The organism is Streptococcus lactarius, from assembly GCF_016642265.1.
In the GTDB taxonomy this organism is placed as follows: Bacteria; Bacillota; Bacilli; order Lactobacillales; family Streptococcaceae; genus Streptococcus; species Streptococcus lactarius.
On record NZ_MRXX01000001.1, the window covers coordinates 253,676 to 271,774 of the forward strand.

Here is an 18,099-nt window from a genome sequence, read left to right on the forward strand (position 1 = left end):
TCACTCCTTTTTGTACAAAAAAACACCACTGTTACACAATGATGTCTCAACAACGGAAGACATGGGATTCGAACCCACGCACGCTTTTACACGCCTACCGCGTTTCCAACACGGCCTCTTAAGCCTCTTGAGTAATCTTCCAAAATTATATATGGAGCCGGTGGGAGTTTCTAAAAGTCAATCAATTCGCTGTTTTTTGTTTTTTGGGTCTGTTTTAGGAACTGCTTCTAAACTTTCACTGCTTCACCATTTGTATTACTAGTTTAGCATAGCTTCCAAGAAAGTTCAAGTTTTCTTTTTTATCATAGATACAAAAGAAAGTTATTTAATAGGAAAATAAATTTTATTTTTCTTTTAAAAAGTTAATCAAATTGCTTGACATTATACAACTTTAGTTATATAATAGATACATAAGGTTAAGGAGGAAACCTTAGACAAGGAAACTAAAGAAAGGAAAAATAAATGTTAAGGCGAAGAAAAAAGCCAATCAATGCTAAGACGAATAAGATAGTGGTAAAAATAAACTTGTTCATCATTAGTATTGAGTGGCACATCGAATTCGGATAGTGATCACTCACTATCCGCCCCCTAGTGGGGCTTGCTTTAATTATAACAGGTATCTATATGAAAGTAAAATGTAATGTTAGAAAAACTACTGTTAAAGAAAAAATTGAATTTATTTTAGGAATAGTTCTGATTATAGTGATTATTTGGTTTTTTGTGAGGTGAAGATGTTAGTAGATATCAACGCTATTGAATGGCTGTTAGAAAATGCAACAGCCTATGCTATTAGTAAAAATTGTGGTTTGTCTACTCAAGCAATAGATAAATATAAAAATGGTGTTTCTGATATTATGAACATGCGTTTAAAACATGCAATTAAAATGACAGAATACGCTAATCAATTAAAAAAAGCAAAGTGATGTTTATTTAATCATCACTTTTTTTGACGGAAATCAGCGCAAATAAAAAAACGGTAGCGTTATGCTACCGCTGTTGAATTTAAAACAAGAAATTTTTGATAATTTCATCTGCAATTGCTTTGTGTCCGATGTCGCCTGGGTGGCTTGCAACACCTTGATTAGTGATTGTGTAGTTGGACCCGTCAGGCAATCGAAGAACCTTGTTCATTTCAGATTTATAGATTGCATCTTTAGAATATTTGTAGATATCGACAAACGTAATGTCTAAAGGCTCACAAATGCGCTTCACACGGTCTAAAAAGTCTGGTGAGGCGTAATAGATACCTACCCAATAAATGAGCGCACGAGGTGAAACGGCACGTATCCAGCTTACAAGATTTGGAATGTCAGTTTCAAGGTTTTTGCGTTTTTCGTCTGTGTTAAGATTATCCCCAAATTGCAAGATAACAATATCTGTATCAGCACTCAAGGATTGTTTCATCTTACTATCGAATACTTCTTTACGCTTGCTTGGTTCTGACTCCCAGTCTGCACCGTTCCCACGGACTACACTAGCGCTTGGATTTTTAGATAAGATGTAACTCTTAATCAAGCTGAAATAGTCTTTATCAGGGGCGCTTGCTGCCATACCCATTCCTTGTAACCAATGATGGCTCAAGATTGAGTTACCAAAAACTGCAACCTTGTTTGGTACGCTTGATACGGTTGATAGGTTACCACTGTTATCTACGATTAAACGGTATTTAGTACCGTTTGGACTGACTAGCATAGGCGTTTTCTTGAACAACTCCAAGCTAGATACGATTGGTTCAATCTTATCTACTTTTTGCTTCAAGATTTCAGCCTTTTCTTTTGTGCTTTCGTCCGCAACTTTGTAGTTGAATGGAATAGCGTTATCCGTTCCATACATGACCTTACCAGAATACCCAGCGTTGCTCGTAACGTGCTGTGCATCTTGAATTAAGTTACGTTCACCTTTAGCAGCATAGACTGTATTATCATGAGATTCAAAGAACAACTGTTCACCGTAGAAGATCTCTCGTTCTTCATTGATAACATCTAGCGTATTATATCCAGCGTTCAACTGCTTTTGGAACGCTCGAGGGGATACAATCAAATCGTTTTGGTCAATATTCCCAATCGCAAAGTTGTATGTTCCAGTTTGTTTAACGTATACGTTAATCGTATCAATGAAACCACGGCTTTTCTCCCATTTCTTGATAGGTGACATATAACTGAGGTTGTTAACAGTCGTTTGTTGTGTCACATCAATGCCAGCAATGTCCAATCCGAATTGTGTAGTGCTCGTGTCTGGAATGATGAACGGTACTTTAGGAGTAATAGCACTTGTTCCATATTCAAGACCGTCAAGGTTTCGAGCACTTCCAAGGCCACCTTGAAAGATTTTAGACGGTTTATCAACCGTTTGACGACTGATAAGGATGTATCCGTCAACATTCGGTGTGAAATCTCTTGTGATTATCTCGTCTTTGGTTGAGAAGGTAAGGATTTTAGATCCTGACTTATCAAAATAGTGCGTGAACACTCCACGGATATTCTTCAATCCGTAAGTGACTCCAGCTTTTAGGTTAACCGCTGGATAAGTTCCCCATGTTCCAGCATCGTAAGTGCCATTACCGTTACCAGACCATGCTTTACCAACTTTGAAAGTCTTCTCATCAAGTATTTGTTTCACTACGTCAACGAAGCTCAATTCTTCAGGTTGAATTTCTAGTGAAAGTTTAGGAATTTTCAAAGAGATATAGTCGTTTGGAAGATTGGCAAAGTCCACGTTTGCGTTTTGCAACTCTCTTAATGAAGCGTTGAATAACTTTGCATTTTCGTTTGGCTTCGATGTGATGTAAAGGATGGAATCCTCACTAGCTACATACTCGGTAGTAACCAATGAATCTGATTGAGAAAATTTATTCAATAAACGTGTTCCATCTTTTGAAACAACGTAACTGAATACACCACGGATATTCAATAAATAGAACTTGTTGCCTTTATTAGCAAAAATCGGCTTATATCTGAACCAGTCATTTGAGTTGAAAATACCCATATTTTTGTTCCATAGCCAAACTGAATTATTAATCTTATTCTCATCTTTTAATAGCTGTTCAACTTTCTCAAATACGCTATTATCCACTTTTTGTGAAACTTCATCCTTGGTCGCAAAGCGCATTTTGATATCCTTGATGTCTTTACCGATTTCCGTAGCTAGATTTTCAAGGTTTTTCATACTCATTCAATCACGCTTTCGCAGTATTGTATGCAGAAACAAGGTCATTGTTTTCAAGATCAGTGAATTTCTGACCAAATTCGGTTAGCTTTGCAACGATAGCTTGGTCTGCTGATCCACCACCATTTGCGATGCGGTCAGCGATCTCTTTGAGTGTGTCCAATTCTTCTGGAACACCTTCGCCTAAAATAGCAGTTTTAACACCAGCAATTGCAGTGTCTAACTGTTGTTGCGTGATGCCACCTTGTCCAAGCTCAGACCTGTCGGCTTTGTTTGCAAGGGTTGTTTTAATTTCCTTGACATCAGCTCCGACCGCTTGTGCGAATTGTGTTAGTTTTTCAGTGTTTAATGACATATTTAGTATCCTTCCTAAATTTTAGCTAGATTGTATAGTGTAGTAAGGTCTGGCAATTCGTCAACGACTCCAGCTCCTTGATGGTCATTGATGTATTTAGCAACTTCATCCCGAACATTATTTTTTACTAATTCAAGTTCTGACTCACTTGTGAATTTTTCAGCTGACTGGGTGACTTCTAATCTTGCAGAGCGATCACTTGGGAAAACATATCCGTCACATTCTGCCTCAACTATGTAAGAACCAACGGTGAGAACTTTGTTGATCTTAAAAGTAACTTTTGAATTTTCAACTGTACCTTCAAAAGTTGCTTTTCCATTTTGATTGAAAATCCTAATTGTTGCATTCTTACCGTTTAAGTCACTGATAGGATTCATCTGCTCATCCAATAACCAATATCCAAAAGTGGAGGCAGAGTCTCCTTGTTTGACTACTACTCCACCTTCAAACTGTTTTAGGTTTGTTGAGTTAATTTGCATAATTCGCCACCTTAACGATAATAATTAACTAGATCATCCTTGTCCCAACATGATAGCCAGACTGGGCCAAATTGGCCAAATTCAAGCAATCGCCAGTAATAGCCACCGTAATATCCGCCTTTGCCTGTGTCTGAGATATTGACTTCATCGAGTTCAAAGCTAAAGTACATTCCAGCTTTGAAGTCTTGATCTGCACCATCTGGCAAGTTGTTTCCATTTTCATCTACCCAGTTTACCATGGAAACAGGTATCCCGTTTTCTGTCCAATCAAAGCCGACTGGTGCGAGATAGTCACATTTGATTTGCCAGATACCGTTGATATACTTGACTTCATTTGCTTCGTAATAAGCCTTTTCTTGAGGCTGTACGGCTGTGTTTGCTTGATTGTTTGTTTGAGGTGCTGTGTCAGCATATCGCCACACCTCAATATAAGCTGGCTTATTCCAGCTATAATAATCATCCCAAGGATAAGTATTAATAGCTTGTCCTGCTGCACCTTGCGTTGAGTAGTCGCACGAAATAAAGTACGTACCGTCAATCATCGCTCCGACATGACCACCAGCTCCACCAGATGAGGCCATATCAGCACCCCATGACATAAGGATAATATCGCCTGTTTCAGCGGTCCAGTCTTGATTACGACTTACACGATAGAAACCATTGTTTGCGAGTTGTTGTCCAAGCGTGACAGTCGATGGTAAGCCTTGGATTGGAATACCTGCTTCCTTCAACACTTGCGACATGATACCAGAACAGTCCCCAGTTCCATCTGAACCGTTACGACTTCCGAGCATTGAATAGGTAATCAGCCCTCTACGACTAATAAAGCCATTTACGATAGATTGTTGTACACTCATAATTTTTTCTCCTTTCTAAAATCAAAGGCAAACACCCAAAAATAAATGGTTGCCAGTAAAAATATATTAATCTTGGCTAGGTTCTTCATAACCAAGTGCTCGAGTTGAATCACTCAATCCTGTCGTTGTTGGATCATTCACCACTCCAACCAAAACGAGGAAGGCAAACAACACATTGACAAATACTAGGATCTTATCAATGGTTTGCCCAAATTCCAATTTGATGCCGAAAATATCGGCAAATGCTTGAAATAGCAATGCTAAGGCTGGCACAATTGCAAGCCAAAAGTTTTTGTTTTTGATACGTACTGACCAGTTAATTTTGTTCATAATATTACCTCTTTTTTTATTTTAATTATTTTTACTTTGAATGAGAGCCTTCAACTCTTTCATATCCTCGCTCAAAGCCTTGACTTGTTCTGCGAGAATGAGTAGAGACTTATTCTGTTCATCGTGATTATCTAGCCGTCTGACAGCCGTCAAACGGAAATCACGCATATTCTCAATATCTTTTTCCATTACAACCATGCGCTTTTCCTGCGCAATAATTGTACCTTTAAAATTGCCGTAAATTCCCAACAGAACGCCAATAAATCCTACAATCATTGAGATGTCCTCTGGTGTGAAATGTACCATAAATCACGCTCCAATCTGTTTATACAGCAGGTTTTTCTGCTGTTTCTGTTGCTGGTTTTGCTGTCGAAGCACTTGGTTTTTCTTCTTTAGGCTTCGTCCATTTCCAGATACCAATCTTACCGTTTTGGTAAAGGCTGTTCAATTGGTCCAAGGTTTCGCCCTGATAGGTGAATGGATTATTCACTTGGATCATGACACGCTTGCCTTCTCCAAAAGCTTCTGTATGGCTTTGATCTTCAAGAGTGAAGATTTCTTGCGGTTGGTAAGTCTTCCCGACTTGTCCAAGATCTACTAACTCAAGTCCACGCTTAAAGATTGTAGGATCCATTGGATTATCAACATCCGTTACACGGGCCAAAATGTTCCAATCAGCAACATCCTTGATCTTCTGGATTTGGTTTGCTTTCACTTCATTATCCTTCGTGAGAGCCTGAATCTTAGCAATTGCATCATTGTTAGCTTCGACAGACTTGTCAAGCTCTTTCTTAATGGCTACAATTGCTCCCGATGTATCAAGTTCCATGCGAACGATATTGAGAACAGCTTCAACTAGCACAGAGTCTTCATCTGTCGTACGATTCTTTGGAAGAAATTCCTCAAAAACACGATAGGGGAAGTCCTGCTTGATGGCTACTTTTGTGGTATCAGCTACTGCATCGTATGCTTTAAACTGTACTTTGTAATCCATTATTTATTCACCTCCTTTTTATTTTTGACTTCTTCAAAAAGGTCCTTCAAATCTTTATCAGATTCTAAGACTGAGCGATAGCTTTCAACTTCGTTTACAAGTTGTGCTACATGTTCCTGTGATTCGGTCAATCGTGCTTTAAACTCAGCTTCATTGATTGACTTACTAGCCAATTGATTAGCTAAGTCTGTGATGATAGCTACATAAGTTTGTTCGTTCATTTATTTACCTCTATTAGTTAATATTGTCACGGCCGTAAGCAAATGCATCAATCATTGCTTTAACTTTATTAGTCATAGCTGTGGTCATTGATATTTGTCCAATTGCGTGCGCCCACAATCTCCATAAAGCAGCCACGCTTTCATCTAAACGGATAAATTCAGCTGGGTTGTCTGTATCTGATTTTGTTTTTTTAGGAATAACAAAATGCCTACACCAAATTTCGGAGTTTTTGTTCCAGATACCAGGTGTTAAAGTTTGAGATACCACCCCAAAGTTCCAGCCATCATCAGATGAAGCGTGACGCATGTTATTATAATCCCCATATTGGAAAATCTTATCAACTCCATTATTAGAATTGTTATCGACTACTATTCCCGAAAACGATACAGAGTTCCAATTTTTTGAGCCATTCCGATTGCTGCCAATAATTGTCCTTGAATGTTTCTGATTCTGTTCGATGCTAGACTCGTATCTTATGAACTGTGTCGGGTATCCTGCATCTTCTCGCACAATAGACGCTGTATCACTTGACATAGTTAATTTATTTTTAGCCAAATCAAAGATGAGAGATCCATTTGATGACTGGATGCATTCGCCCGTAAAACGATTTGCAGCAATATCAATCGAAGAAAGTTGTGTGATAAATGCCTTCTGCGATGTCAATTCTCTTATAAAAGCTTGATTTGACACCAGCTTATTGATCATAGCCGAATCTACCAACACTTTATCAGCTGTAACTGAGTTTGAAGCTAAGATAGGTGTAGTAACTGATCCAGCCTTCATGTGTCCTGTCTCAACACTCTCACTTGCGATATGACGGCCTAAAATAGATCCATCAACTACCATGTCACCTTTAACTTTGATCAGTTTGGCGATCAAAGCAATGGCCTCTGGCTCTTGTACAAGCAAGGAGCTGATTGTTCTTCCACTGATTTCCTTACCAACACCAAAACTGATCTGACCAGGGGTGATCTGGATATCCGTTTTTCTCAACATATCGCCCATTTGATTTGTGATTGTTGTAAACTGTCCGTCTACTGTCTGCTTGTATTCGGCAATCTTAGAAGCTATAACTTGATCATTGTTTTGTTTTAAATCTTCAAATTTTCTTGTGATTCCAGCTACATCTTCCGTATATTGATACTTGGCAACATACCATTGTTCTAGAATCTGCCTTGTTCCTTTCAGGGCATCTACAGCAGCTTTTTCAGAGTAGGTCAGCATGCGCTGTTCAAGTTCACCGCTTGGACCAGTTTTTGTCTCTAATTTTGTTAATTGAGTGGAAAGGCCTTGAACTGTCTTTTCAAAAGTGGCTTGTGCTTGTTCTACTAGATAATTTTGATCTTCTGGCGCAGGCTGCCATTTACGGTCATTTGTACCTTCGTAGAAGTCAAGCTCTGTCATAAATAGTCCTGACCATTTGTTAGGGTTATTTCTGTCGTATTCAAATTGAAGATAACCATCATCAAAATTTCCAACATTAAATTGGAATGATTTTTTGATTGCTTTTGAATTGTTAAAAACAGGCCCATCTGTCAATTGTGGATTCCCGTCAAATACCAATTGTTTCTCTTCAAAATCTGCTGTTGAGCCTTTTTTGCGCTTGCAGAAATAGATTCGGAAATATTTAGAGTTATTATCAAATCCAAGGATATTCAACACGTAGTCAACGTTTTGCTTTACAATAAAGCGTGGGCTTTTAACGACTGCACCAGGTCTCAATTCAAACATTCGTTTTTGACCATTGAAGTAGAATTGATGGAATGTGAATGCTAATCTGTTATTTGCTTCTGTCCAATATTTCAGGCCTTCATCTGCCCTTGAGTTTCTGAGCATGTTTGGGCCACCGCCAACGCCAATTGAAGTGAACTCTTCTTTGACACCAGCCACTGTCTGTTCGACATAAGAGTGATCTGCCTTGCCATTTGTAACATTAGTAAGGTCAGAAATGGCTTTCTCAGTCGTTTGCTCAAAGCGTGATTGAGCGCCTTGGACACCGACAAATTGGCTTTGTGTTTGAGCTTTGAAGTCATTGATTATTTTCTTAATATCTGCATCACTGGTCTTTAATTGGTCAGTAGTAGACTTTAGCCCTTCCATTTTGACAGCGATGTCGCCATATTTTGCATTGAATTCTTCTTTGATCTCATTTTTATTGATCGTGTTAGCATCTGCTATTTTTTGATCAATTGAGTTTGAAATTTCCTGCTTAACGACTTCTGCTTGAGCTTTTGCTTGCTCAATTCCATCGGTAATCTTTTGTTTCAGATCATTTGACTGCTTATCATATTCAGCATTTGCATTGTCTACAAGCTTCTGAACTTTTGCTTCGTATTCCGCATCATAAGATTTCATTTTCTTATCAACAGAATCATTCACTATTCCAGAAATAGATTCAGCTAGAGACCTGGATACTTCACCAAAACCAATGCTGACAAGCTTCTTGCTCATTGGATTGAACTTATATTTTGTGATTTTCTTGCGAATATCAACATTATATCGTTCATGGAAGATGCTCACTATATCAAACATGTGTACTGGTTGATCTGCCTGGCCTACAACATCAATTTCAAGGCTTTCTTCAATCATGTCGCATAGTGTCTCGTGAAAATAGCGTTTTCCATATTCTTCAAGTGTTTTCTGATCAACGACATCCTGATCCTGTACTTCCATATCTGCTTCGTAGATATGCTTGTATTTATTAATCAGCGGACTATCAACGGTCACGGTTAGGATCTGATCCTTCTTCCCTTCCTCGTGAGCTTCAATAACCTTTTTAAAATGGATCCGTGTCCTCAACTCCTTGGTGGACTTCGACTCTTGAAACGACTTCATGTTCTTTTTATAGGCAAACAATGATTCGTTTTCGATCCCACCATGTTCAAGCAATCGGACACTGTATTTATCACGAACAAGATCTCCACCCCATTGTCCAACGATGGAATGCTTGTCTTTTGCTAATGCTTCCATCGCTGAGATATCTTTTAGATTGAGAGTATGCTTTGACGTTACGTCAGAGAAAAATGTAAATGGTGTTTCTCTTTTGAAAGCTGAAACAAGTGCATTCATCACAGTGGCACCATTCACCCGATCAACATTGATTGTATTGATTGAAAAACTATTTAAAAGTGTGGCAATTTGATTTGCGTAGACAGTAATATAACCATGTTGTTTTTCCACTTCAAAAATTGTAAAGTACTGCTCTCCATGCAGATCGTCTGCAACTAGATCAGTTTCAGGCGTGAGTAGCTCCCATTTTGAATCAGACGTAGGGAATTTGAAAGTAAGTTGATAAGTACTATTGGCTTCTTGAATGATTTCTGCACTAAAAGCCTCGTTAAGAGGGAAATTCCCCTCTTGCAGATAGATCATACCTTATACCTCCAATTTCCTTTGATTTTGATCTTTGATACTGTCCCAGATACAACAACACCAGACGTTCCTGGAGCTAATTCAAAGAAACCACCTCTGGTCCTTAATGTATTTTTCAAATTTCCGTTTTTGTCATAAACATTTTGCTTTTTATGACGGCAATCTATGACAGCCTTTGTATCAATTGTAAGTTGCATGACTTGTTTCCCAATTGTAAGCGTCACATCTCCATTTCCTTCAATAGTGATGATCGGCTCTGAATAGACAGTCCCTGGATTGTTTACAGTACCATTTCCATTTAGGACCAGTTCTGTTTCGTCATTTGAATACCTGAATGGATGCATTTTTAGCTTAATTTCTAGAGTCCAAGCATGGATACCGTTTTGTTTAAACGATGAACTTTGAAAGTCAGCATAAAAAATAGAGCCTGGCCGATGGCTGAACTCGATCTTGTTTTCTTCTGGTTTAAATTGATTGATAATGGTTTCAATTTCGCTTGTCTTGACAACATATAAAGTGACTGTCTTATCGTATCCGTCATAAGCACCATCATATAGATTGTAGTCGCCATTTGCTCCATAAATTGTATTGGTTTCAAATCTTGGTGTTGCACTCTGGTCCTCTCCAAAATCTGTCACATAGCAGTTTGGGATCGTTCCAGTATTAAAACCATTGATAATCATGTTAAACATTAAATTCCCTCCCTTGCCATGATCTTAGAATACCTCTGATAGCTATTTTGAGCTAAGACATCACCATCTAAGTATGTTTCTGATGGCTTTTCAAGAATAGCAGTAAGGATCTTCTCTAAACTTGCTCTCAGAATTGCGATCTCAGCAACGATGTTTTCACCACTATAGCTATTGACAGTCTCGCTAGTGAATGAGAATTGCTTTCTTGCGTGTTCCATTTCTTTCAAGAATTTCGCATCTTCTGGAATTCCGACACCAGTCGCATATTTAGAAATTCCTAATTTCTTCATCAATCTTTTCGTTCTGTCTGCACGCAAAACTTTTGATCCACGAGGAAGATTAAGAATGACATCACGACCTTCTGGAACGAATGAACTACCATCTGGTAATGTGACCATCTCCTTGTAGTTTGGGTTTCTCTGGTCGTTGACCATAGCAAGTCCGCCTTCGTGGTAGTCTGTACCTTTAGCGTGTCCTTTTATCGAATTTGTGATCGTTGTAATGACGGTTGTCCAATAAGTCGGAATTGACGTAATCGCACTAGCGGCCGCTAGTGCTGCTCCAACTGCTCCAGAGCTATCAGCATAAATTCCTTTGCTAGGACTTGGAGTATTATTCCAAGCATTCTGATTGTAGATTGCTTGTTGCGCAGCATTGATTGCACTAGATGGATCTCCAGTTTGTGGTTTTGTTGGAGATGGTGTATTATTCCAAGCATTCTGATTATAGATTGCTTGTTGTGCTGCGTTAATTGCATTTGATGGATCACCAGTCTGTGGCTTAGTTGGGGATGGTGTATTATTCCATTCTTGCTGTTTATTAATAGCTTGTTGTGCTGCATTAGTCGCATTGCTGGCATCGGCATTCAGATACTTATCAGGCACTGCGAAATTATTGAACAAGCCAAGTGCACTCATAGCTAGGTTACTTCCAAGCGTCACACCGTCTGGAGTTGCAATCAGGTCCGTTTTGTGGTCAGTAGGTAGTGTCAAGATGCTAGACATCGCACTAGCAATAGCACTTTTCGTTTTATCTTCTGCATCTAAATTGACTACGTGAGCCATACCAGTAAGAGAGTCAACCGCTAGTCGTACACGTTCGGCCTTATCACTTGCAGCATCCTTTAAGATCAGCTCTTTCTGTTCTGGGGTCAGCGTATTCCAGCGTTCAATGATCGCAGTAGCACGCTCACCAGACGAAAGAAAGTCTGTATTCTTCATCAAGAGTTCCTTGATCTCTGCTGGCATGGCATTGTATTGCTCAAGCAACGTCTTGCTGTCAAGAACTGCTTTCATACCTTGATTATTGCCAACCACAAGTTCTTTTTCTTGTAAAGACAAGCTATCCCATTTTCCAGTTTCAACAAGTGCTTCACCGATCGTCATCTTAGCATTAGTTTCAAGATTTGCATGCTTGAGGATAAACTGCATATTCTCCCAGCCATTTTCGGCTTGAAGAGCTTTAGTCACTTCCTCTTGAGCGTTGGTCTTGACTTGTCCAGTTTTAGGATCGAATACCAAAGTATTCCAAGCAAGGTTGGCGTCTTTCGTTTCGGCGGACATATTTTCCAAACTTTTGGCGACCATACCAGATGATCTACCAACAATCTCAGAAAATTGATCAGCTTTGGCCATCATCTTGTCATAGTCGAGTCCGAGGTCAGCGAAACTCTTTCTCAGGCCTTCAAAGTAGTACTTACGTTGATTGTCATCACTCAATTTAAGAGCGGATTTCTCACTCAATCTCTTTTGAAGAGCTGCATACTCACGGCCAAACGCTTCCATTTTAGCCTTGTGTTGAGAGTTTAACTCTTCCATCTTCTGGTTGTATTCAGTTTGGCTGTAAATACCTTTAGCGTGAGCATCTTTCAAGGTTTCTACTTGCTCCTTATAAAGCTTGTTTTCATCCTTGATCCACTTTTCAACAACACCAACCCCAACAGATAACTGTGTCTCATTCAGATCATTGATTTGACCATTCATCGCTTTCGTGATAGCAGTTCGTTGATCTGCAGAGTATTTTTGCAATTCCAGTTGCTTGCTGATAAATTGATTTTCATAATCGTAAATAACTGCTTGTTCTTCACGAGTGATATTTCTGTGTTGATCAGATGCATTTTGATAGATCTGGAGGATTTCATCCGTCATGGTTTGGATATTCTTCTTTTGTTGTTCTGCTTGAGAGACAGCACGTTTTTGAATTTCTTCAGATGCTCCAATTTTCTCAAGACCTTTTAAAGTTCTTTCGAGATCTTTGTCAACTGCCTTTTGAAGATCATCGGACAGTCCTTGTACGCTCTTACGTACATTTTCTACTGCTTGCGCTCCGCCTGTCCCAAAACTAACCATGGCTTGATGTGCGTCATCTACTTTAGATTTCAGTCTTGTGAGTTCTTCTGCCTGGACCTTGTTAACAGATGTCCCCCATGTCCTGGTTCGTTCATCTGCTTCTGCCATGCTTCTTGCGATACTCCCAACATACGCCAATGCGGCACCGCCTAAAATAACACCCCAAGTAGAAGCACTCCCGAGAATTCTCAAAGCAGTTCCAAACTTGCCTGCGCTTGCAGCCGCTCCTTCTGCAGCAGTTCCAGTTGACAAGATACTAGAAGTGGCTGTTTTGAATGAAGAGGCTAGACTATTCCCCTCCTTAAATAGCTGGAATGTCTTGCTTAAAATTGAGAAGCCACCACCGATTTTTCCGATACCTTGAGTTAAAAATCCGATTCCTTTGGTAATTCCACTAATAACACCGATTCCTTTCCCAAGAATGGACAATGCTGGTCCAGCTCCTGCTGCAAGGAGACCCCATTTGATAATGTTTTGCTGTTGAGACTCACTCATCTCGCTAAAAGCTTTCGCCATATCAGCAAGTTTTGAAATCCATGGTTTCACAGCCTGCAAGCCTGAGTTCATAGCTTTTAACAATGGACCACCAAATTCAATTGCCAGATCAGTTACCTGGTTCTTAAAGATCTTCAACTGGGATTCTGTTGTCTCGTAACGTTTCTTAGCTTCGTTTGTAAGAGCTGTATTTTCTTTCCACGCACTATTTGACCTACGGACAGCTTCGCCCATCTTGTCAGACGCAGAAGCTAGTGATTTAAGCATGTTCCCTTGACGAATTCCAGACATGTCGAGTTCATCAAGGATACCGTCCATGTTTTTGCCTTCTTCATGAGCTTTCTGGAGTCCTTTAATAAATGCTTGCAAAGCTTCAGCTGGTTTTTGCTTCCACGCAGTAGAAAATTGTTCTGCTGTCATTCCTGCTGTGCTTGCGATAAGTTGCAGTTTTTCTTTTGCTCCTTTACCAACTCCAGCAACAGCTTTTCCTATACCAGTAAGTGTCTGGTTCATTGCAGTTCCACCTGCTTCAGCTTCTATACCTACACTGCTCATTGCAGTAGCGAGCCCTAGAATTTCAGGCGTTGTTAATCCAGCAAGCTTTCCGCCTGCCGCCAAACGATTGGTCATTTCGACAATATCACGTTCGGTTGTTGCGAAATGGTTCCCCAAGTCTACTACTGCTGATCCAAAGTGTGCAGACCAAGTACCCAGATCTTTTCCAGAGACTTGCATAATATTACCGATTTTAGCAATTGATGATGCTGCTTCTTCAGAGCTCAAGTTGGTAGAGACACCAAGATTGATCATGGTCTTAGAAAAGTCCTTGATTGCTCCAATTGGCACCCCTAATTGTCCAGCTGCTTCTGCAACATTTGCAATCTCAACTGCACTTGATGGCATTTCTTTTGCCATCTCACGAATACTAGCAGATAGCTTATCAAACTGTTGCGGTGTTCCATCTACAGTCTTTTTGACTCCTGCAAATGCCGTTTCATAGTCGATTGCAGCTTTTAAGGCAAATCCAGCACTTGCAATCAATGGAGCACTGACACCTTTTGTCAATGTCCCACCAAAATCAGAAACTTTCTTCCCGAATGTTTGAATGTGATCTCCACTTTTAACCAAATTCTTCCCAAGGGCTTCCATTTTACCTGAAAAGCTATTTTCACGGCCTACAGCCTTCAATGCTTGTTCAACTTTGTACAGTTGCCCTTCCATTGCTGACAACTTGGCATTTTCACGCTCAATATCAGCAGCGGCTTTGTCAAATTTAGCTGAACCAGGATCAAGTTTATCGAAGTTCTGCTTCATTTGATCGAGTACTTTTTTTTGTGCTTCAATGGCTTGTCCTAAAGACTTGTATTTTGCTTTTAGGAGTTCTGTACTCTTACCATTGTTTTTTAGAGTGCTATCAAGTGCCTTGACATTGTTTTGAAAGTATTTTACGGCATTTTTAGCACTTGTTAAGCTAGGATTGAACTTTGACACGTCCAGCCCTAGTTCGATATACATTTGTCCTAGTGGCGTTCCACCTGCCATTTTTCCTCCTTTTACAAACAAAAAAAGCCCAAAGAGGCTTATACTTCAACTTCTCCGAAAATGTCAGACAAATCAAGTGGTGTTTCTGTTGGCTGTTCTTCATTCAGGTCGATAATGTTGATAAGATCTTCCCAACTCAGATCCATAATATCATGTACATTCATGTTATATGGGCCATCAGCCACTTCTTTGACAAACTTGTAGAGGTGTTTCAAAGCATTCTTAGGGTCTACTTTTTCTCCTTTGGGTCTACATCACCCACAAGATGAGCATAGATATCAGTAAATACGTCAATAATTTTGGCAAAATCAGTATGTTCCAATAATTGCTCTACCGTTACATTTTCAAACAATGAGGCGATAAATCCTAACTGCTCATCAAGCTTTTCAACTTCTGTTTTATCAGATGTGAGTGAATCGTTCAATACTAAGTAATCACGATAATCACGAGTAGTAATTTCTTTACTAGAGTATAGTACATCTTCTCCAGCTTCGTTTTTCATAGTGAATGTAATTTTTGACATTGTTATCCTTTCTATAATAAAAAACACCTTGACGGGTGTTTCTTATTTCGTCCACGATGTTTTTGCGAATTCAACTTTATTGACTTCGTTATCTGCTTTATTTTTATTCATTGCATAAACGATTGCGACAGTAGCTTCTTTCCCAGCTTGTACAACAATTGTATTTTTTGATTCAACGGCAACAGTATTTTCATTTGAAATGATAGAATCGAATGCTAGATAATTTTCTTTATCATCGCTTGCAAGAAATTTACCTAAATTGATCTGGACATTTGCTGTATCATCATTCTTAATAGTAACTGTCGTTGTAACGGGGATAAAACTACTAGAATCATGGTCCATAGCAATCATCCCAGAAGTTTGTTTCTTCGGTTCTCCTATGGCTATTGAAGTCTTATCGAAAAGAACCCCTTCACCAAACTTATATGAAATAATGCTATTTAAGTTCATTGCAAAATCATTTGCTTCCAAAAATAAGCCGTGATCCACATTTGAAACAAACAAAGATAATTTATCTTTTTCTTTTTCGATCCTATTTTTTTCTTCCTTGACACTCTCCAATTCTTTGTGTGTCTCTGCTAGTTCCTTGCTTGAATTAGCTAGTGAAATAGAAAAAAAGACTATAACCGATAAAATGATAATCGCCAATACAGCTGAAAACATAACCTTTTTATTTTTCATTGCAAAACCTCCATATCTTATTATAACAAGATTTGAAAAGGTTTACAACTACATAGAGAGAAAATAAAAGGGGCTAGATGCCCCAATTATCACGCAGCAGCAGTCATTCCAAGTTTAGCTTTCATTTTGTTGATCTTAGTTTGATCACTACCAAAGTACATTGTTCCATACTTGTTCTTAGTTTGTTCGTCAGTACTTGCTCCAGCAGTGAATGAAACATCAGTTGTTGCAAGTTCGTCTGCTTTGTCTTTGATCGTATTCAGATCGATAGCATCCATTGAAAGATTTCCTTTGTAGAAACCATAATAAGCACCACCACCATCAGCAGTGTTGGATTCAAGAAGAATCGAAACGTCTTTTGATACAGTATCGGCTCCAAAATCAAGGATATCATCATCGTTTTCATATCCAAGTGCTTTCACATAGAGAGCAACAGGAATATCAAGCAAGCCGAGTTCGACTTTCAAATCACCGACACCACGGTTGTTTACGTGGTAGGCGATGTTGCTTCCGAATGTTTTTTGAGGATCGTTTGCTAATCCTGTAATTTTAGCTGTTTGGGTTGCACCTTCACCTTTCTTACCTTGAATGATAAAAAGATTTTCTCCCTCAGTTGGAGTTGCACCATCCAAAATGCGGACAGTCAAACTTTTAAAACCGACTGTTGCTGTACCTTGTTTTTGTTGTGTCATATTATTTTTCCTTCCTAATAATCGTCATACAGTTTGCTTTTTCCCTTGTAGGTCCTGGCATCTGCATAACGTTTAATTTCAGGGATCCATTCGTCAAGACCCCCAGAGATTTGATAGAATCCTTGCGATTCCATTATTTTTTCAACAATTCTTTGCAATTCTTTGCATTCAATATGATTTATTGATTCAACATTAATCTGATAGAGAAATGTTTTAGATAAGCTTGTATTGCTTCCTTGATCGCTTTGAATTGGTGGACCGAGCGGAATGATAACAATACTAGTTTGATCATCCTCTAAAGTTTCAGGACGTTTAAACGACTTTATTGTGATGGCTGAAAGTCTGTCATCATGCATTAAAGCGTCATAGATTTCCGATATTTTATCTTTCATCATCCAAGTCCTTCCCCTTTCAATTTAGTTGCTAACCTATATTTGAACTTCTCACGATTAGCTTCTGAAAATCTCCGAATCACGCCAAAACCTCTTGGGTTTGATTTTTTAGCATAACCAAATTCATTCAAGTGTTCTAATCGCCAACGTGAGCCAGCACCAAAACCAAGTTTTACCATTGGAACTCCTTCGAAAGCTCCAGTCACATTTCCGACTGTTGCACTTGCTATTGTTTCGCCAGTATCCTTGAAAACTTCCAAAGCCCCTTTGAAGTCTTCTAGAGTTTCATTTGCTGCGCCTTTCAAAGCCCTATTAGCTGATCTTCTCACTTTTGCATCGCTAAGTCGTGCTTCCAAGTTTCTGATGACTTCATCAAAGCCTACCAACGTTGCGCCACTAGTCATTTGGCGTTCCTCCTATAACAACAATTAAAAAATCACGGTTGTCATAATCTGGACGGATATCAATGATCTGCCATTTTTTATTTTCTAATCGGTGATCATTTACTTGCACAAAATGTCTATTGTCTGGCTGATAGCTTGTTAAAGGATCCCTGATCTTCAGAGTCATCCTCGCTTCCATAGATTTTCCAGTTGAAATTTCAATGTCTTTTAGACTAGGTGAGTACACTTTTGCGAAAGTATAAAATACTTTTTCAAAACTCACATCTCGACCATGAAGTCCATCGCTAATCTTCGAGGTGTAAAACTCCACTGGAGTCCTCAGCTCGCTTGTAGTTACTTCTGGCTTTTTGTATCTAAAATCAGGTTTATTCATCTGCATCATCTACTTCTTCATCTAACTTTGTCAAAGGAACAATACTATACTCTTTGATAAAATCAGGCAACTTGGCTAATAGTTCATTTTTTCGATCTTCATCAACTTGAAAAACATCTCCAGTATGTCGGACAATACTTTCTTTGAAATCAAAGAAATCTTGCGTTACTTCTAGCACTATCT

General features: G+C 39.0%; 20 protein-coding genes and 1 tRNA gene. 1 reads left to right on the forward strand and 20 read right to left on the reverse strand.

Going from position 1 to position 18,099, the window contains the following annotated elements; translation table 11 throughout:
- Nucleotides 1-53: 53 nt before the first annotated feature.
- A tRNA-Ser gene (locus BTU61_RS01285) sits at nucleotides 54-141 on the reverse strand.
- A 590-nt stretch (nucleotides 142-731) separates the two neighbouring features.
- Between BTU61_RS01285 and BTU61_RS01290 the strand changes: the two genes are divergently transcribed.
- Nucleotides 732-923, forward strand: a complete 192-nt coding sequence (locus BTU61_RS01290; RefSeq protein ID WP_200772007.1) for a hypothetical protein — start codon at nucleotides 732-734, stop codon at nucleotides 921-923.
- Between the two features lie 79 nt (nucleotides 924-1,002).
- On the opposite strand, the gene BTU61_RS01295 is transcribed toward BTU61_RS01290, so the two are convergent.
- The 19 genes from BTU61_RS01295 to BTU61_RS01385 form a co-directional block, all read right to left on the reverse strand.
- Nucleotides 1,003-3,165, reverse strand: coding sequence for an SGNH/GDSL hydrolase family protein (locus tag BTU61_RS01295; RefSeq protein WP_200772008.1), 2,163 nt, complete (start codon nucleotides 3,163-3,165; stop codon nucleotides 1,003-1,005).
- Between the two features lie 10 nt (nucleotides 3,166-3,175).
- Nucleotides 3,176-3,520 (reverse strand): hypothetical protein, encoded by a 345-nt coding sequence (locus BTU61_RS01300; RefSeq protein WP_200772009.1) that lies wholly within the window; start codon nucleotides 3,518-3,520, stop codon nucleotides 3,176-3,178.
- Nucleotides 3,521-3,534: 14 nt separating this feature from the next.
- Nucleotides 3,535-3,999 carry a hypothetical protein gene (locus BTU61_RS01305; protein ID WP_200772010.1) on the reverse strand — a complete coding sequence of 155 codons (465 nt, stop codon included), beginning with the start codon at nucleotides 3,997-3,999 and terminating at the stop codon, nucleotides 3,535-3,537.
- 11 nt (nucleotides 4,000-4,010) lie between these two features.
- Nucleotides 4,011-4,856, reverse strand: a complete 846-nt coding sequence (locus BTU61_RS01310) for a lytic exoenzyme target recognition domain-containing protein (RefSeq protein WP_200772011.1) — start codon at nucleotides 4,854-4,856, stop codon at nucleotides 4,011-4,013.
- 66 nt (nucleotides 4,857-4,922) lie between these two features.
- Nucleotides 4,923-5,186, reverse strand: coding sequence for a phage holin (locus BTU61_RS01315; protein ID WP_200772012.1), 264 nt, complete (start codon nucleotides 5,184-5,186; stop codon nucleotides 4,923-4,925).
- Between the two features lie 21 nt (nucleotides 5,187-5,207).
- Nucleotides 5,208-5,462, reverse strand: a complete 255-nt coding sequence (locus BTU61_RS01320; RefSeq protein ID WP_234700063.1) for a DUF7365 family protein — start codon at nucleotides 5,460-5,462, stop codon at nucleotides 5,208-5,210.
- Between the two features lie 49 nt (nucleotides 5,463-5,511).
- Nucleotides 5,512-6,180 carry a hypothetical protein gene (locus BTU61_RS01325; protein ID WP_200772014.1) on the reverse strand — a complete coding sequence of 223 codons (669 nt, stop codon included), beginning with the start codon at nucleotides 6,178-6,180 and terminating at the stop codon, nucleotides 5,512-5,514.
- The gene (locus BTU61_RS01330; RefSeq protein WP_200772015.1) at nucleotides 6,180-6,401 is read right to left on the reverse strand and encodes a hypothetical protein; all 222 of its coding nucleotides are present in this window, start codon (nucleotides 6,399-6,401) and stop codon (nucleotides 6,180-6,182) included. The genes BTU61_RS01325 and BTU61_RS01330 overlap by 1 nt, the downstream gene beginning before the upstream one ends.
- A 13-nt stretch (nucleotides 6,402-6,414) precedes the next feature.
- The gene (locus BTU61_RS01335; protein ID WP_200772016.1) at nucleotides 6,415-9,774 is read right to left on the reverse strand and encodes a phage tail spike protein; all 3,360 of its coding nucleotides are present in this window, start codon (nucleotides 9,772-9,774) and stop codon (nucleotides 6,415-6,417) included.
- Nucleotides 9,771-10,466 (reverse strand): phage tail domain-containing protein, encoded by a 696-nt coding sequence (locus tag BTU61_RS01340; RefSeq protein ID WP_200772017.1) that lies wholly within the window; start codon nucleotides 10,464-10,466, stop codon nucleotides 9,771-9,773. The genes BTU61_RS01335 and BTU61_RS01340 overlap by 4 nt, the downstream gene beginning before the upstream one ends.
- Entirely contained in the window at nucleotides 10,466-14,851 is a 4,386-nt protein-coding gene (locus tag BTU61_RS01345; protein ID WP_200772018.1) for a phage tail tape measure protein, read from the reverse strand. The genes BTU61_RS01340 and BTU61_RS01345 overlap by 1 nt, the downstream gene beginning before the upstream one ends.
- A gap of 38 nt (nucleotides 14,852-14,889) precedes the next feature.
- Complete coding sequence (locus BTU61_RS01350) at nucleotides 14,890-15,066, reverse strand: hypothetical protein (protein WP_200772019.1); 177 nt, start codon at nucleotides 15,064-15,066, stop codon at nucleotides 14,890-14,892.
- A 14-nt stretch (nucleotides 15,067-15,080) separates the two neighbouring features.
- A complete protein-coding gene (gpG, locus tag BTU61_RS01355) occupies nucleotides 15,081-15,374 on the reverse strand; it encodes a phage tail assembly chaperone G (RefSeq protein WP_200772020.1) in 294 nt (97 codons plus the stop codon).
- Nucleotides 15,375-15,416: 42 nt separating this feature from the next.
- On the reverse strand, nucleotides 15,417-16,055 hold the full coding sequence (locus BTU61_RS01360; protein WP_200772021.1) for a hypothetical protein: 639 nt from the start codon (nucleotides 16,053-16,055) through the stop codon (nucleotides 15,417-15,419).
- An 89-nt stretch (nucleotides 16,056-16,144) separates the two neighbouring features.
- The gene (locus BTU61_RS01365; protein ID WP_200772022.1) at nucleotides 16,145-16,747 is read right to left on the reverse strand and encodes a major tail protein; all 603 of its coding nucleotides are present in this window, start codon (nucleotides 16,745-16,747) and stop codon (nucleotides 16,145-16,147) included.
- Nucleotides 16,748-16,761: 14 nt separating this feature from the next.
- Nucleotides 16,762-17,142 (reverse strand): hypothetical protein, encoded by a 381-nt coding sequence (locus tag BTU61_RS01370; RefSeq protein ID WP_200772023.1) that lies wholly within the window; start codon nucleotides 17,140-17,142, stop codon nucleotides 16,762-16,764.
- Nucleotides 17,139-17,543 carry a hypothetical protein gene (locus BTU61_RS01375; RefSeq protein WP_200772024.1) on the reverse strand — a complete coding sequence of 135 codons (405 nt, stop codon included), beginning with the start codon at nucleotides 17,541-17,543 and terminating at the stop codon, nucleotides 17,139-17,141. Before BTU61_RS01375 ends, BTU61_RS01370 begins: the two co-directional genes overlap by 4 nt.
- Nucleotides 17,536-17,916 carry a phage head-tail adapter protein gene (locus BTU61_RS01380; RefSeq protein ID WP_200772025.1) on the reverse strand — a complete coding sequence of 127 codons (381 nt, stop codon included), beginning with the start codon at nucleotides 17,914-17,916 and terminating at the stop codon, nucleotides 17,536-17,538. The genes BTU61_RS01375 and BTU61_RS01380 overlap by 8 nt, the downstream gene beginning before the upstream one ends.
- The gene (locus BTU61_RS01385) at nucleotides 17,909-18,094 is read right to left on the reverse strand and encodes a hypothetical protein (RefSeq protein ID WP_234700064.1); all 186 of its coding nucleotides are present in this window, start codon (nucleotides 18,092-18,094) and stop codon (nucleotides 17,909-17,911) included. Before BTU61_RS01385 ends, BTU61_RS01380 begins: the two co-directional genes overlap by 8 nt.
- Nucleotides 18,095-18,099: the final 5 nt, after the last annotated feature.

Excerpts from the sequence above, each read along its gene's own strand:
- BTU61_RS01310 (WP_200772011.1), bottom strand. The coding sequence starts at position 4,856 with ATGAGTGTACAACAATCTATCGTAAATGGCTTTATTAGTCGTAGAGGG.
- BTU61_RS01365 (WP_200772022.1), bottom strand. The coding sequence starts at position 16,747 with ATGACACAACAAAAACAAGGTACAGCAACAGTCGGTTTTAAAAGTTTG.
- BTU61_RS01290 (WP_200772007.1), top strand. The coding sequence starts at position 732 with ATGTTAGTAGATATCAACGCTATTGAATGGCTGTTAGAAAATGCAACA.
- BTU61_RS01345 (WP_200772018.1), bottom strand. The coding sequence starts at position 14,851 with ATGGCAGGTGGAACGCCACTAGGACAAATGTATATCGAACTAGGGCTG.
- BTU61_RS01380 (WP_200772025.1), bottom strand. The coding sequence starts at position 17,916 with ATGAATAAACCTGATTTTAGATACAAAAAGCCAGAAGTAACTACAAGC.
- BTU61_RS01325 (WP_200772014.1), bottom strand. The coding sequence starts at position 6,180 with ATGGATTACAAAGTACAGTTTAAAGCATACGATGCAGTAGCTGATACC.
- BTU61_RS01335 (WP_200772016.1), bottom strand. The coding sequence starts at position 9,774 with ATGATCTATCTGCAAGAGGGGAATTTCCCTCTTAACGAGGCTTTTAGT.
- gpG (WP_200772020.1), bottom strand. The coding sequence starts at position 15,374 with ATGTCAAAAATTACATTCACTATGAAAAACGAAGCTGGAGAAGATGTA.
- BTU61_RS01360 (WP_200772021.1), bottom strand. The coding sequence starts at position 16,055 with ATGAAAAATAAAAAGGTTATGTTTTCAGCTGTATTGGCGATTATCATT.
- BTU61_RS01330 (WP_200772015.1), bottom strand. The coding sequence starts at position 6,401 with ATGAACGAACAAACTTATGTAGCTATCATCACAGACTTAGCTAATCAA.
- BTU61_RS01305 (WP_200772010.1), bottom strand. The coding sequence starts at position 3,999 with ATGCAAATTAACTCAACAAACCTAAAACAGTTTGAAGGTGGAGTAGTA.
- BTU61_RS01340 (WP_200772017.1), bottom strand. The coding sequence starts at position 10,466 with ATGTTTAACATGATTATCAATGGTTTTAATACTGGAACGATCCCAAAC.
- BTU61_RS01315 (WP_200772012.1), bottom strand. The coding sequence starts at position 5,186 with ATGAACAAAATTAACTGGTCAGTACGTATCAAAAACAAAAACTTTTGG.
- BTU61_RS01375 (WP_200772024.1), bottom strand. The coding sequence starts at position 17,543 with ATGACTAGTGGCGCAACGTTGGTAGGCTTTGATGAAGTCATCAGAAAC.
- BTU61_RS01295 (WP_200772008.1), bottom strand. The coding sequence starts at position 3,165 with ATGAAAAACCTTGAAAATCTAGCTACGGAAATCGGTAAAGACATCAAG.
- BTU61_RS01370 (WP_200772023.1), bottom strand. The coding sequence starts at position 17,142 with ATGATGAAAGATAAAATATCGGAAATCTATGACGCTTTAATGCATGAT.
- BTU61_RS01320 (WP_234700063.1), bottom strand. The coding sequence starts at position 5,462 with ATGATTGTAGGATTTATTGGCGTTCTGTTGGGAATTTACGGCAATTTT.
- BTU61_RS01300 (WP_200772009.1), bottom strand. The coding sequence starts at position 3,520 with ATGTCATTAAACACTGAAAAACTAACACAATTCGCACAAGCGGTCGGA.